Source organism: Flavobacterium sp. PLA-DH12 (assembly GCF_059511845.1).
Window position 1 is genome coordinate 93,572 of the sequence record NZ_JCAMPD010000005.1, and the last position, 14,536, is coordinate 108,107.

Sequence of the window (14,536 nt, forward strand, 5' to 3'; positions counted from 1 at the left end):
CTCCGCTAGAGCAGTTTAACAAAACAAAAGGGCCGACTATTTTAAGTCGGCCCTTTTGTTTTTCCAGTCTTCTTTATCTATTTGATACACAAAATTCAATTTTGGTTTTTCGCCAAAATAAGCGACTTCTTCTTCCGCAACTTTTTTGGCTCCTACTCTTGAGATTGCAATTTGCGATCGAATATTTTCTGAACCAATATGAAATTTCACTTTTGACACATATTGAAAAAGATAATCCAGCATGGTCTTTTTCACACTTTGATTCACACCTTTTCCCCAACAGGAAACAGTATAAAAAGTATAGCCAATAAAAATACTATCGTCTTCTTGATTAAAATCGTAAAAACGTGTACTTCCTATAACTTCTCCGTTTTCTTTATTTATAATTTTAAAAGCGCCTTTACTTTTAATGGCTCCTTCAAAAAAGTTTTCAAAGACTTCTTTTTTCCAACGGTCTTTGTTTGGATGCTGTTCCCAAATTTTAGGATCGGAAGCTGCTTTATATAATACATCAAAATCTTTTTCTTCTAAAGGAGATAGAATGCAAAGATCATTTTCTAATACGGGTTGTAAATTAAAATTCATTATTCTTATTTTTATAAAACTAATTCTTCAAAAACTGGGTCTTGCAAAAGCGAACCATACAAAGATTCTATAGCATGTTTAGAACCATGTATCTGCCATTCTAAAATAATATGATCTACAGTACGATGCTGTACCAACAGTTTAGCTTTTATGCCGTAAGTCGAAAAAAGCTCTTTACATCTCGCATGACCCGCATCTGAGCGCTTAAAGGTTATTCGAAGCGTTTTATGTTCGTTAATTAAGTCAATTTTATCCTGAAGAACAGTTAGCATCGTTAGAATTATAAGAATCATAAGTGCCGCACAAGCCGAAGCAAAGTAATAACCAGCTCCTACTCCCATACTAACCGCCGCAACTGACCATATTGTTGCTGCCGTTGTAATGCCCGAAACATGATTGTCTGATCTAAAGATTACTCCTGCACAAAGAAAACCTAAACCTGTAACAATATTAGAAGCTATACGGTCAGGATTTCCCGCTCCTCCGATCCATTGGGACATTAAGGTAAAGAAACAAGCTCCAACAGAAATCATTATTGTGGTGCGAAGCCCAGCGGCTTTTCCTCTGTATTCTCTTTCAGCACCAATTAATGCTCCCCAAAATGCTGCTAAAAGCAATCTTATGATAATTTCTAGTTCCATTAAAGTCTTCTATTTTTTCAAATAAAATTACATAAAAAACACAAAAAAAACCTTCAAAATCAAAATGACTTTAAAGGTTCTCTCTATTTAAGTTTTTATATAAAAACTATTTTCCTTTCAATAGTTTTTCTAAATATTCGATTTTATCTTTTTCAGCTTGCAGAAGACGTTCGTAAAGCTTTTTATTTTCTTCAACAGATTCTATTAATTTATCTAATGGATTAAATGTACATACATTATTACTTCCAAAATTAGTTCCCTGACTATGGAAAATCATTTTCTTTGAAAGTATTAAAATAATTAATTACTCCTTCCTCAGAAAAATTCTTAATAGCTTCAACACTTACATCTAAAGCTTTTGCAATTTCGATTAATTTTTGTTCATCAACAGTTTCACTATTTTCGATATTTGAAACTGCTTGCTGGCTTATTCCCAAAGCAATTGCCAATGCTTCTTGTTTCATGTCTTTTAGCTCACGAATGCGGCTAATTTTTCTCCCGATGTGATTTGGTTTGGTTAATGTGCTCATAATTCAAAGATAATAATTACGACTTAAAATAAATACGAAATATGTAAACTACATAATTTGTCTTGTTTCATACCAAACAATCTTTTACAGACCACTTAGATATCTTATTTTTTCATCGCATCAAAAATACAATTTTTCAGACAAAAAAGTAATTTAAAAACTTCCAAAATCAAAAATGACTTCGAAGGCTTTTTCACTTTATCTAACTTACTTATATTCTTCTTCTTTCTGCTTGTACCAATCTTTCATTACATAAAAAGCTTTCTTTTTAATTCCGTTGTTCGAGATTAACCCTTTACGATTAAAGAAGTCTTGAATATCTGCCAGCTGTCTTCTTGGTGATCTAAAGTCAACGAGAATCCAAGGCGAAACTCCAGCCAAACCTTCTATACGATTGAACATTTGCGTATTTTGAATGTACAATTCTTCCTGATATTCTTCGTTCCAACGTTCTTTTTTGTCGCCATGTAAACCTTGCAACGCTTCGCCACCAAACTCACTTATAATAACGGGTTTGTTGTACGGAATTACCCATTGCATATCTTTACAAGATTCGTTGGTTCCTCTGTACCAACCTAAGTATTGATTGAAACTTACGATATCTACATATTCATTCATATTATCATGAAGCGTATTGATATTATTGGAACTCGAGGTAACTTCCATCGCCATACTAATCAAACGAGAATTATCTTGTGTACGTGCGTATTTTGCCAATTTGCTTAAGAAAATATCTCTGTCAACGCCATGAGGAGTTTCGTTTGCTATAGACCAAATTACGATTCCGCAACGGTTTTTATCTCTATAAATCATATCGTGCAACTGATGTTCGGCATTGGCATACGTATCTGGATTTGTCCACGAAATGGTCCAATAAACTGGAACTTCAGACCAAATCATTAATCCCATTTTTTCGGCTTCTTTAACCATATTTTCGTTGTGCGGATAATGCGCCAATCGAACATAATTACAGCCCAATTCTTTTGCCCAAGTCAGTAATGTAATTGCATCTTCTTCAGACCAAGCTCTTCCAGATCTAAAAGGCGCTTCTTCATGAATGCTGATTCCTCTCAAAAAAACTTTTTTTCCGTTTAAGAGAATTTCCTTGCCTTTGGTTTCGACGGTTCTAAAACCAATTTTATCATTGATATTTTCATCTGCTTTAGAAATGGCAACATCGTACAATTTTGGTTTTTCAGGTGTCCATAAAACAGGATTGGCTTTGACCTCAAAAGAGGCAATTCCCTTAGCATCAGTCGTAACGCTTTTTTTAATTTTCAATTCCGGAATGGAAACTGAAACTGTTTGATTTGCCGATTCGCTGTTTAGTTTTACCCAGCCCGAAATTTTTCCTTTTTCTTTTTTATCCAATTGAATCAGATAATCCTCAATATACGTATTTGGAACTTGAGCCAAGGTTACATCCCTTGTGATTCCTCCGTAATTCCACCAATCCATGTTTACCGTTGGAACGTTGTCTTTATGACGTTTGTTATCCACTTTTACTACTACAAAATTATTTCCGTCAACTAATAAATTGGTTACATCAAAATTGAAAGGCGTGTAACCGCCAATGTGCGTTCCTGCCAATTTTCCGTTCACGTAAACTTTCGCATCATAATTGACTGCCCCGAAATGAAGAATTCCTTTCGATTTTGCATCTTTCTTATAATTAAAATCTTTCTGAAACCAAACCGTTCCTTCGTAAAAAAATAATCTTTCATCTTTCGAATTCCAATCAGACGGAATATCCATTACTGCTGAGGTTGCAAAATTATATTCGCTAAGTTCTGTGGTGTTCCATTTTTTGTTTTCGAAAAATCCGTTGTCCTTAAAAGGCTCTAAACGGTAATTAAAATATCCGTTTTCGAGAGGATCTACAATATATCTCCATTTTCCGTTTAAAGTAATATTGTTTCGAGCTGAAATATTAGACACTAACGGGATTTCCTGCGCCACAGCTTTTCCCATCAGCAAAAAAGCACAACAGAGCATTGTAATTTTCTTCATAATAAAAATCATTTTGGTTTCAATAGTTAATTCGTTTTTCATCAAAAAATGAAAACCATAAAGTTAAAAAGTTTCTCTAATGCAGAGTTAAACTACTGTCCTTTGATTAACCAAAATAACCCATGAAATACTTATCAGTTTTAGGTTAGAATGAGTATTGTTGCTATTTGTGGGTTGTATTTTCATAAAAACTATATGTCTCAATAAAAATTAATGTGTCGCTCCGCTGGAGCAACTTCCTAAAAAGACAAAAGCCACTGCAATTAAGAAATGGCTTCTGATTCTTTTATCAAACCTAAAATTTTACCATAAGCAATTGCGGCTTTATGAACTTGAACCGTCCAGTCTTCGGCGGCATTATCATCGGCTCCGTCAGAAATATATTTTAAGCTTAAGAAAGGAATATTTTCCTTCATGGCAATCATCGCTAGAGCGTAAGCTTCCATATCAACAACATTGTATGCATCTGAGCAATGTCCCATTTCGAAATTATCTCCAGTTCCGCAGATTCCTTCTTGAAGATTGTCCATTAATAAACCATATTCTAAAAGTGGCGCCAAACCAGAAAGCGGCGTTTCGTATAAAGAAAATCCCAAACCGCGAACGTCCATATCTCTTTGCACAAATTTGGTACAGCAGATGACATCTCCTTTTTGAAAACAGCTACTTCCTGCCGAACCCAAATTAATAATTACGGACGGCTTTTTCTTTTGAATCGCTTTTGTCAATTCGTAAGCAGCATTTACTTTTCCTATTCCTGTAAATAAGACATTTTGACCTCTAAAAACTTCTGCAGCTTCAGACTCAAGCGCAAAGCAGAATAATATATCTTCAACAGCAAATGATGCCGTTTGGTTAATTTGTATCATGTGTAATTTATTTTCGGTTTACAAAAATACGTTAAAAATTTACGTTGCTGTAACCTAAACTTAAAATCAAAAAAAGACGTTAAAGTCTGTTTTCTCTATTGGATTTTATGATTTAAAAAATACATTTGCTAAAACCAGTAAAAAAGTTTAAAACCAGAAAGAATAGCTGCATGGATAATGAAAAATTTATTTTCTGCCTTGAAGGCGTTAAAGATATAGACGATCATACCCCGACCAATGTGGTAAAATGTCTGGAAGAGCTGGCTATTGACCAAGGCATTTCAAGCATCCATAAAACCTGCGACACGATCGAAGGTTTAGAAGAGAGTTTGAATATTTTACTTTACGAAGATCATAATTTCAAAGATTATGAGATTATTTATTTGGCAATGCCAGGTCAGGAAAACAACATCTGTCTTCACGATTATTACTACAGCATCGAAGAAATTGCCGAATTGTTTGAAGGTAAAATGAAAGGCAAAATCATTCATTTTGCCAATCTGAAAGTTTTAGATTTAAACGAAGAAGAAGCACAATATTTCTTAGATATTACTGGAGCAAGAGCTATTTCTGGATATGGTTCTACGTATAATAAAATTGCGAGTTGCAGTACCATCGACAAAGCTTTTTTTAGTTTGTATCAGGAAAACGACAATTTAATTGAAGTCGTTGAAGATCTTTATGCCAAACATTACAATCTATGCAAACTGCTTGATTTTAGATTATATTATTAAAATGAAAAAGCAGGCAGAGAAAATAAAAACCTATAATCCAAAAGGATTTCGAGAAAAGTTTCTGGGAGAAGACAATCCTATTCACTTACTTTTCAAATCGAATTCGGATCATTTTTTCTGTCTCGAAATCGAAGAAATGATGCAGATGCAGCATCCTGTCCCGCCTTCTAAACATTCTTGCCACACTTTGATTTTTATTTCTTCTGGTCAGCATGTAATGAAATTGGGCTATCAAGAATATGTCACGACTGATAACGAAATTATTATGGTTCCGGCTGGTCAGATTTTTTCGCTTGATAATGTTAACAATATTCATAAAGGATTTATCTGCCAATTTCATCCTGATATTTTGATTCGGAAATATGGAAGTCGCGAACTTCTTAACGATTTTGATTTTTTAAAAATTTCAGGAGATCCAAAAATAAAACTAGCAACTGAAGATGTTGGCGCCATAACCAATATTCTGGAACGATTGAAAAAGGAATATTCAGAAACCACAATTGCAGATTTGAATATTGTACAATCCTATCTCATTACTTTGTTTTATGAGATGAATAAAAATGCTGTAAAAACTGTGAAAAATATTTCGGCTGCGGAAGCTATTACAGCAAAATTCAAAGAACTGATTCATGATCATATAAAAACACAGCATCAGGTTAATTATTATTCATCTCTACTAAATGTTACTCCAAACCATCTGAATAAATGTGTTAAGACCATAACAGGAAAATCTGCTGTTAAATGGATTGACGAAAACATATTGCTTGAAGCTAAATATTTATTGTTTCAAACCACACTTTCTGTAGGTGAAATCGCAACGCAAGTAGGCTTTGAAGATCAATCTTACTTTAGTCGTTTCTTTAAAAAAACAGAAGGAATTTCTCCTATTCGTTATCGAAAAATGATTGATAAGTCCTAATTATTGATTAGAGAATCCTAACAAATATGTAGACGTTTTTCAGAAATTTGCTACCTCAAAAATGCAAATTATGATTTATGTTTTTAAAACTTCCGTTGATAGCGAGGCCAAATTTGAATCGGCTTCTGCGCTTCTAAATGAATTATTACCCGATTCTTTGTGGAATTTTGATCTAGAAGATTGCGACAACATTCTGAGAGTTGACAGCGAATTGAATGTTGCAGCCTTACTTGAAAATAATCCTGTATTCGATTGTTTCGAATTAGAATAAACCTTACATGCCTTTTTAAATTTATATGGAATCAAAATTATACCAAAACCGAACTTTTGAAACTATTGATTATTCGGATCAAAGTTTAGCCAATACCGAATTTGTAAACTGCGAATTCAATAACTGTAACTTTTCTAAAAGTGATTTGAGCCATAACGATTTTCTAGATTGCACATTTAAAAACTGCAATCTCTCGTTGACAACTTTGCGAAATACGGGATTGAAAAACATCAAATTTATTGGCTGTAAATTAATGGGACTTGACTTTAGTGCCTGCAATAGTTTTTTGTTTTCAATGAATTTTGAAGATTGCGTTCTAGACTATTCTACTTTTATTTACAAGAAGCTAAAGAAAACCAACTTTACCGATTGTTCTCTAAAAGAAACTGACTTTTCTAATACTGATTTATCGCTTGCCATTTTTAAAAACTGTGATCTTTCTGGCGCCACTTTCGTGGAAAGCATTTTAGAAAAAACAGATTTTAGAAGTTCTAGAAACTATGCTTTTGATCCGTCAGAAAATAAGATTAAAGGAACAAAGGTTTCGCACACAGCGCTTGCAGGTTTATTAGAAAAATTTGATTTATCTATTGAATGATTTTTTAGTTTTCAACCTTAGTCAAAGTTTTCAGTTTCTGAAAAGTGAGACTGAGACTGAAAACTAAAAAAGCGGGATTACAAAGTAAATTGTATCCCGCTTTTCTCTATTTAATCAACCACGATTTTTTATTTTATCCAACGTGGATCTCCTACTTTTCTATCAATTAATGTTTGATTCTTAATAGTAAAATCACCCGTTGACGCACTTGTAAATTGAGGATCTAATACAGTTGCAGAAGCATCTGGTCTATTGTTACTTGCTGTAGACTGTAAATTAGGCGAATTGAAATTATTATTATTTGAGAACGTCGGAACGGCTGTTGCAGTAGTATTTGTATAAACTGCTGATCCAACATTTAATATCGTATTACGCACTATTAAAGCATTTGTAACAAAGCGTACATACAAGATTCTACTAGCAGCTGGAAGTGTCGGAGCATAAATTGTACATCCATCAATTAACACATTACTTGTTAATCCTGTTCCTGTTAGCCCTGCTGCTGCGTCTAAACGTATGAAATCACGAGATGAACAATTGTCAAATGTACTTTTTGTTAAAGATACATTTGCTACATAAGCAGTTCTGAAATCGATAAAATCAGCACCAGAAGCAGTATTTACATTTTTAATAATACTATTATCTACGGTGAACGATTTTAGTTTTGCAGATGCATTTCCATACATTAATTGAGATGGGAAATCATGAACATAACTGCCACTTATTAATACATCACCTAATTGTGTTGTAGCTGGCGAACTAATTGCAATCGCGCCACCAGTCGTTCCTGCTCCACTTAAATCGATATCAACTAAAGAGAAATTAACTACTTCGCTTGCATTATTAGGGTTGTTAGCTAGAGTGAAATTGAACTTAAGTTTTGGTTTATCACCTGGTCTCAAACCTCTTAATGTCAATGTTTTATTTACTGCTATTGTCCCTGTTTGAGCTGTATAATCACCTGGCATGAAAACTAAAACAGATCCAGAAGGTGCGTTAGTAATTTTTTGAAGCACATCATCTCCTAATTTAACTAATATTCCAGTTCCAATATCTATTCCTGTCGTAAATGTTGCATCACCTCTTTTCTTCGTACCGTTGTATAAAATTGCTGTATAAGCAGTTTCAGGTGTTAAGCCTGTTAAAATAGCTACTCCAGCTGTTTTTTCAGCAGCTGTAATAGTATGCATGATATTTCCAGGCATAGCGGTAATTTGTGTCACAGCGCTATTTGGAACCCATCTTAATGTAACTTGAGTTGCTTCAATATCTGCATCTTGAACAGGAAACATTATTTGTTCTGATAATGTCGTGGCAGTTATAACTGACCATTTTGAATCTTCTAGTCCCGAAGTGACTGCTTTTACTCTAATAGAATAAACTGTCTCTCCTTCTAGAGCTACTTGTATAGGAAGTTCTGCCGGTGCTACATTAATAGTTTTATATATTGTACTGAAGCTAGGGTCATCGGCACTAATTTCTACAACATAATGATCTGTGTTTTCATTTGATTTAACCGTCCAATCTAATTCAACTACAGTTTTATTTCTAATTGTAGCTTTAAGTCCAATTGGAGAAAATTCTCTTGTATTTCCTATATCGTCTAATAACGCTTCATTATAACTTTCGCAGCTAGAAACTGTCACTGAAAGAAGTAATACGGTTATTAATCCTTTAAATATATTTATTGTTTTCATCATAATAACTTATAATTTATTATTAGTTTTTTGAAAAATGTTAATAACCATAATCATTTTTTAACTGACCATTACTTGCATCAAGAAACACTTGCCATATTGGCCAGAATTGTCTATTATCAGGATTAACCCCTACTTTATACAAAGAGGCTATTTTAGTGTCAGCAGCTGTACCTGTCCATGTCCAAGGAGTAGAAGAATACAATATTCCTGGATTTGTAGTTTCTCCACGATTAAGTCCATATACATCTAAACTTACATTATCCGATTGATATTTATAATACAAAGTAGCTGGCACATCTGCATATTGTCCTGTACGAGTAGATAATTCTGCCATTTTTTGTTTTGCTTTATCTAAGTTTGCTTTTAGCAAATTCCAACGGATAAGCGCTTGCTTACGTTCCATCTCTCCTGTAAACTCATATTTATTCTCATCAACAAGAGCATTAAACATTGCTTCTTTACTAGTTAAAGCATTAACATAAGTTTCAACTTTAGCCGCTTGATCTGCTGAAGAAAATGATCTTCTTCGAACTTCTTTCAAATAAGGCATAGCTGCACTTGGGCCTTCCAATTCGTTTGCTGTTTCAGCAGCAATTAAAAGCACCTCGGCATAACGCATATACATTTTATTAACTCCATCATCATTTGTAGAAGTTACATAACGTTTCATCCATTCGTAACGGTATTTACCAAAATACCATGTATCTAAAGAACCTAACTCTTGTTTTGCAATACCATTAACTGCTGCACCATATTTGTAAGGCACACAAGTAACATTTCTACGAGCATCAGATTGATCATAGTCATAGAAAACAAATGGTAATGGTCCTGCTACACCTCCACGGTTAGCTCCATTAGCCTGAAATTGATCAGCAGCAGCTGTGTGTTTTACAGCAAAAGTGAATAACATTCTACCACGTCCATCAGAAAAAGGAAGTTCCCAAAGAGATTCTCCTCCTGCAGCAGTATTTTCTTCATTGTATTTTCTCCATAATCCCTCAAAAGTAGATTCCAAGCGAGCAGAACCGCTTTGAATTACTTCACGAGATTCTCTCAATGCCAAAGCATACATAGAAGCTACCGAAAGTTCTGGATCATTACTTCTTCTCACGCCGTCAGGATATTGCTGGTAACCACTTGCTGCCAAAGCCAAACGTGCTCTAAATGCTTTTACAAAAGCTTTATTTACGTGTTCTACTGTACTTGTGTAAGAAGTTTCGTTAGGCCAAGCAACTAATGTTGAAGCTTCTCCTAAATCTGCAATTAATTGTTTGTAGATAATATCTCTGTTTGATTTAGGCAAATATAAAGTAGCACTACTAATAGGTTCAAAACGAGCAGGAACATCACCCCAAGACTTAAGCAAATCAGCATAATAAATGGCTCTTAGTGTTAAAGCTTCTCCTAATAACTGCCCTAATTCTGTTCCTGGCATAGGATTCCCATATTGACGTAATCCCTGAATACAAACATTTGCACGCTCAATTCCTGAATACATCATAGCATAAGCATTATTGGTAGTATTCATTTCTGTATTACTTGGCTTCGCATCATACACGCACAAATCTGATTTATCTCCCGCTGTTTGCGAAGTATTATACCATTCTACATCTGTATTTAATCCGTAATAAGGTAAAAATCTTCCTCGATAAGAGTTCGTTTCAGCAAATGGCACTTTTATTCCGTCAATAGCTCCTTTTGCAAGTCCCGCAGTAGAGAAAATTATAGAAGCATCTAATGTTGATTGTGCAGGCGCTTCTAAATAGTCATCTTCAAATTGCTGGCAAGAACTAAATAGACCCGAAATAATCAATCCCGCTATTATTATTTTATGTTTCATTTTGTGTTGTCTTTTAAATTAGAAATTAAGATTCATTCCAAAAATCATTTGTCTGCTTCTTGGATATGGACTCGAATCAACTCCAGGAGTAAGTGGAGTTTTTCTTTTTGTTGAAACCTCTGGATCAGAACCAGAATAGTTAGTCCAAACAAAAACATTACTTGCTGTCAAATAAAATCTCAATTTAGAAATTGCAAGTTTAGAAGTAAACATCTCAGGCATTGTATATCCTAATGTTAGGGTATTCAATCTTAAGAAGGATGCATCTTCAACTGCCCAATCAGTAAAGATGGCAGATCTCATATATGGAGACCACATTGTTGTATTAGCATTAAGTGCTGCTAAAGCTTGCGGATTATCTGTTACTAATTGGCCCGTAGTAGGATCCAAGTTTGTCCATCTTTTTCCATCAGCCATTGTAGAATTTAAGTTTTTATATTCTCCTGATGCAGTAGCTGTCGAAAACTCAATTTTATCTGCATTATAAACATCATTACCAATACTCCAATTGAAAGCGGCCATTAAATCAAATCCATAAGCATTACCGTTGATAACGAAACCTCCAGAACTTTTAGGATTAACATTACCAATAACTGTCTTATCGTTAATATCTACTTTACCATCTCCGTTGATATCTTTTAATTTCATATCTCCAGGTCTAAGACTATTTCCATCACCAACTAAAGAAGTTGAAGTATTAATTACTCCGCTTTTTAAAACATATTTCCCTCCAACATAATCAAAGTCAGAAACTTCATATCTTCCATCATTTTTATAACCATACATACTACCTAATGAACCGCCAACTGCTATAAGATAATCATCTCCAATTTGTGAAGAAGCCCATCCTGTACCTTGTCCAAAGTCGCTCATCATACCTAATGAATTGATACGGTTTTTGTTTACTGCCATATTGAATGAAAAATTCAATCCGTATTTAGCTTTTTCAATTGCAACAACATTTATCGTAGCTTCGAAACCTTTATTTTGAGTTTCTCCCATGTTACGATATTGGAAATCATATCCAGATCCTGCAACTGGGAAATTAATTAATAAGTCGCTAGTAATATTTTTATAGATATCAAAATTACCACTTAGACGATTTTTGAAAAATGCGAAATCTAAACCAAAATTCTGAGTTACAGTTGTTTCCCATTTCAAATCAGGATTAGGCATTGTTTTAGAAGGTGCCCAAACACTAGTAACGCCATTGATCCATGATGTTGCTGTAGATTGAAAAATTTGAATTTGCTGACCAACAGGTATATTATTATTTCCCGCTTCACCATAACTTGCTCTTAACTTTAAAAGGCTTAACCAAGATTTATTTTTTAGCCAATTTTCTTCTGACATTTTCCATCCTGCTGCAAAAGCTGGGAAATAGCCCCAACGATTCTCTGCTAAAAATTTACTAGATCCGTCGGCACGAAATGTCGCTGAAAGTAAGTAACGATTTTTGTAGTCATAGTTTGCACGTCCAAAAAATGATAATAATTTATCATCTGGGCTGTAATAATTATCAACAGATTGAGGAGTTCCTTGCGTAGTTAATTTTTTGGCTTGATCAAAATTAAAAAACGTTGGATAGCCATGAATAGTGCTTGTTACAGTATTTGAACTATATGTAATGTTTTCTTCCCCAACAAGAGCATTCAAATGATGATCATCACCCATCCATTTTTTAAAATCGTAAGTAAGCGTATTAGCATTTCTAAAACGTTTCTCCTTTGCATCTGACATAATCATTGCTGGCATATTCTGTAATGTAGCCAGTGGTGAGTTTGCCACATAATAAGTAGTTAGTCCGTAAAAACGATAGTCTTGATTGTTGAAATTGTCCAGACCTAAATCTACTTTCAATTTTAAATTATCAACAATTTCCCATCCAAAACTTCCCAACATATTAAAGTTTTTACGAAACTGCTGACGATCGTTATCCGAAATAGATGTAAAAGGATTAATTAACATATCTGTTCCATCTCCATTAACATCTTCAGTAGTTAAACCTGCAACTGGAATTGGAGCATAACCCACAATAGTACGCATACGTGAATCTGATGAAGATTTCTCATTTTGTTCGTTTACACCTCCACCATCAATCTCTGTATCTGAATAACGTATAGTAAAACCAACGTCAATCTTGTCATTTAATTTACTTTTTAAAGCCAATGCTAAGTTGTTTCTTTTATAGTTTGAACCTACCATAATCGCTTTTTCATCAAAATGAGCATAATTAAAATTATAATTAAGCTTATCCGTTCCTCCTCTAATTCCTAAATCACGGCTTTGAACCTCACCTGTACGTCCAAAAATCTGCTCTTGCCAATCATCCCCTTTCACACCTTTGTACATATCATGATCTTGCCAATTTCCAAAATACTTAGTATATGAATCTGGATCAGAAGCTACTTTTGGAGTCCCTTGAGATAATAAGGCATATTCATATTGCCATTTAGTATAATCCTCTGGTGATAAAACATCAATTTTCTTCGCCATGGTTTTCATACCGTAAAACATGTTGAAGTTTACTGCCATTTTCCCATCTTTTCCGCTTTTTGTTGTAATAAGAATTACCCCATTTGCACCACGTGATCCGTAGATTGCAGTTGAAGCGGCATCTTTTAAAACAGTCATTGTCTCAATATCAGATGAAGAAATGTCATTCATATTATTGATTGGAAATCCATCCACAATAATTAAAGGCGAAGCATCCTGAGTAAGTGAACCACCTCCACGAACTCTAATTTTAATATCTGCATCTGGAGAACCTTCTGCAGTAGTCACCTGCACACCCGCTATACGACCTGTTAAAGCTTCAGCAACATTTGCTACCGGCACCTTTTTTAAATCAGCACCTGAAATAGTTGACACAGCACCTGTTAAATCAGATTTCTTAGCGGTCCCATATCCGATTACAACAACTTCATTCAAGTTATTAGAATCTTCAATCATTGTTGCATTTACTTTTGTCTTTCCTTCTGTTGGAACATTAATGCTCTGAAAACCTATAAATGAAAAACTTAATACGGCTTTCGGATTAGTCAGTTTTATTTTGTAATGCCCGTCAAAATCAGTAGAAGTTCCGTTCTTAGTTCCTTTTTCTAAGACGTTTACCCCAGGAAGAGAAAGTCCCGCGGCATCCTTCACGGTTCCCTCTATCGTTGTGCCCTGAGCGTGTACTTGACTACCGATCAATAAGCACAGTAAGAAAACAAGTTTAAAGCAAAAATTTGCTCCTTTGTTTAATAGTTCTTTAAAGTTCATGGTTGATTGTTTAAGTTATTAAAAGTTTTTTCTTTTTGGATTAAGTGGTTTTTTGTGGTTACTTTCAATTCATTTTATAGTTAATATTTGTGGTTTTTATTTAACAGTAATTTATTTACTTCTCCCCCAAAGCTTTATTTTTGCTCTGTTTTCCATCATATAACTTAATCGATTTCGAAGATTAAAAACAAAGTTGTAATCGATTACACAAACATAGATATTTTTTTAAAACGAAAAATAAAATTTCATAAAAATTTCATAAAAAAAATTACATATTAAAAAATATAGCGACTTTTTCTATGACATATCTAATTTATCTCAAGATAAAATATTAAATATATTTTTATTATTCGTGCATTTGATTCGATTTTTATAAAAAAAACAATCGATTACATCAATAACTATTACGAAATTATTAGGTGTTATTTTTACACTTAAAAAGTTAAAATCATGCTAAAAAATTTATCTTGATTTCATTTATATTTTAAAATTTACAATGATTTTACCTATAAATAAAGTCGACAAAATGAGGGAAAAAGTAATTTTGACTATAAGTTTACGTCTTTACAAGTACA

At 33.8% G+C, this 14,536-nt stretch carries 11 protein-coding genes and 1 pseudogene; 4 read left to right on the top strand and 8 right to left on the bottom strand.

Annotated elements, in window-relative coordinates; genetic code table 11:
• Nucleotides 1-36: 36 nt before the first annotated feature.
• The 5 genes and pseudogenes from AC5ZCW_RS11325 to AC5ZCW_RS11345 all read right to left on the bottom strand — a co-directional run bounded on the left by AC5ZCW_RS11325 (nt 37) and on the right by AC5ZCW_RS11345 (nt 4,635).
• On the bottom strand, nt 37-585 hold the full coding sequence (locus AC5ZCW_RS11325) for a GNAT family N-acetyltransferase (protein WP_496119851.1): 549 nt from the start codon (nt 583-585) through the stop codon (nt 37-39).
• An 11-nt stretch (nt 586-596) separates the two neighbouring features.
• A complete protein-coding gene (locus tag AC5ZCW_RS11330) occupies nt 597-1,226 on the bottom strand; it encodes an MgtC/SapB family protein (protein ID WP_496119853.1) in 630 nt (209 codons plus the stop codon).
• 106 nt (nt 1,227-1,332) lie between these two features.
• Nucleotides 1,333-1,756: pseudogene (locus AC5ZCW_RS11335) on the bottom strand (helix-turn-helix domain-containing protein).
• 207 nt (nt 1,757-1,963) lie between these two features.
• Complete coding sequence (locus AC5ZCW_RS11340; RefSeq protein WP_496119855.1) at nt 1,964-3,766, bottom strand: glycoside hydrolase family 2 protein; 1,803 nt, start codon at nt 3,764-3,766, stop codon at nt 1,964-1,966.
• 263 nt (nt 3,767-4,029) lie between these two features.
• Nucleotides 4,030-4,635, bottom strand: coding sequence for a 5'-methylthioadenosine/S-adenosylhomocysteine nucleosidase family protein (locus tag AC5ZCW_RS11345; protein ID WP_496119857.1), 606 nt, complete (start codon nt 4,633-4,635; stop codon nt 4,030-4,032).
• A gap of 170 nt (nt 4,636-4,805) precedes the next feature.
• Here AC5ZCW_RS11345 and AC5ZCW_RS11350 point away from each other — a divergent pair, with 170 nt between their 5' ends.
• From AC5ZCW_RS11350 to AC5ZCW_RS11365, 4 genes are all read left to right on the top strand, one after another.
• Nucleotides 4,806-5,369, top strand: coding sequence for a DUF6642 family protein (locus AC5ZCW_RS11350; protein WP_281633777.1), 564 nt, complete (start codon nt 4,806-4,808; stop codon nt 5,367-5,369).
• 1 nt (nt 5,370) lies between these two features.
• Nucleotides 5,371-6,288, top strand: coding sequence for a helix-turn-helix domain-containing protein (locus AC5ZCW_RS11355; RefSeq protein ID WP_343544961.1), 918 nt, complete (start codon nt 5,371-5,373; stop codon nt 6,286-6,288).
• A 70-nt stretch (nt 6,289-6,358) separates the two neighbouring features.
• A complete protein-coding gene (locus AC5ZCW_RS11360; RefSeq protein ID WP_496119860.1) occupies nt 6,359-6,559 on the top strand; it encodes a hypothetical protein in 201 nt (66 codons plus the stop codon).
• Between the two features lie 25 nt (nt 6,560-6,584).
• Nucleotides 6,585-7,157 carry a pentapeptide repeat-containing protein gene (locus AC5ZCW_RS11365; RefSeq protein ID WP_496119861.1) on the top strand — a complete coding sequence of 191 codons (573 nt, stop codon included), beginning with the start codon at nt 6,585-6,587 and terminating at the stop codon, nt 7,155-7,157.
• A 128-nt stretch (nt 7,158-7,285) separates the two neighbouring features.
• Here AC5ZCW_RS11365 and AC5ZCW_RS11370 read toward each other — a convergent pair whose 3' ends face one another.
• From AC5ZCW_RS11370 to AC5ZCW_RS11380, 3 genes are read right to left on the bottom strand one after another with little or no spacing between them, the layout of a single operon-like run.
• The gene (locus AC5ZCW_RS11370; RefSeq protein WP_496119863.1) at nt 7,286-8,857 is read right to left on the bottom strand and encodes a DUF5123 domain-containing protein; all 1,572 of its coding nucleotides are present in this window, start codon (nt 8,855-8,857) and stop codon (nt 7,286-7,288) included.
• A gap of 37 nt (nt 8,858-8,894) precedes the next feature.
• Nucleotides 8,895-10,697, bottom strand: a complete 1,803-nt coding sequence (locus tag AC5ZCW_RS11375) for a RagB/SusD family nutrient uptake outer membrane protein (RefSeq protein ID WP_343544958.1) — start codon at nt 10,695-10,697, stop codon at nt 8,895-8,897.
• Nucleotides 10,698-10,715: 18 nt separating this feature from the next.
• Nucleotides 10,716-13,961, bottom strand: a complete 3,246-nt coding sequence (locus AC5ZCW_RS11380) for a SusC/RagA family TonB-linked outer membrane protein (RefSeq protein ID WP_496119866.1) — start codon at nt 13,959-13,961, stop codon at nt 10,716-10,718.
• Between the last annotated feature and the right edge of the window lie 575 nt (nt 13,962-14,536).

Bases quoted from the DNA above. Each gene is read 5' to 3' on its own strand.
- AC5ZCW_RS11360 (WP_496119860.1), top strand. From the start codon at position 6,359: ATGATTTATGTTTTTAAAACTTCCGTTGATAGCGAGGCCAAATTTGAA.
- AC5ZCW_RS11325 (WP_496119851.1), bottom strand. From the start codon at position 585: ATGAATTTTAATTTACAACCCGTATTAGAAAATGATCTTTGCATTCTA.
- AC5ZCW_RS11365 (WP_496119861.1), top strand. From the start codon at position 6,585: ATGGAATCAAAATTATACCAAAACCGAACTTTTGAAACTATTGATTAT.
- AC5ZCW_RS11340 (WP_496119855.1), bottom strand. From the start codon at position 3,766: ATGAAGAAAATTACAATGCTCTGTTGTGCTTTTTTGCTGATGGGAAAA.
- AC5ZCW_RS11355 (WP_343544961.1), top strand. From the start codon at position 5,371: ATGAAAAAGCAGGCAGAGAAAATAAAAACCTATAATCCAAAAGGATTT.
- AC5ZCW_RS11380 (WP_496119866.1), bottom strand. From the start codon at position 13,961: ATGAACTTTAAAGAACTATTAAACAAAGGAGCAAATTTTTGCTTTAAA.
- AC5ZCW_RS11375 (WP_343544958.1), bottom strand. From the start codon at position 10,697: ATGAAACATAAAATAATAATAGCGGGATTGATTATTTCGGGTCTATTT.
- AC5ZCW_RS11330 (WP_496119853.1), bottom strand. From the start codon at position 1,226: ATGGAACTAGAAATTATCATAAGATTGCTTTTAGCAGCATTTTGGGGA.
- AC5ZCW_RS11345 (WP_496119857.1), bottom strand. From the start codon at position 4,635: ATGATACAAATTAACCAAACGGCATCATTTGCTGTTGAAGATATATTA.
- AC5ZCW_RS11370 (WP_496119863.1), bottom strand. From the start codon at position 8,857: ATGATGAAAACAATAAATATATTTAAAGGATTAATAACCGTATTACTT.
- AC5ZCW_RS11350 (WP_281633777.1), top strand. From the start codon at position 4,806: ATGGATAATGAAAAATTTATTTTCTGCCTTGAAGGCGTTAAAGATATA.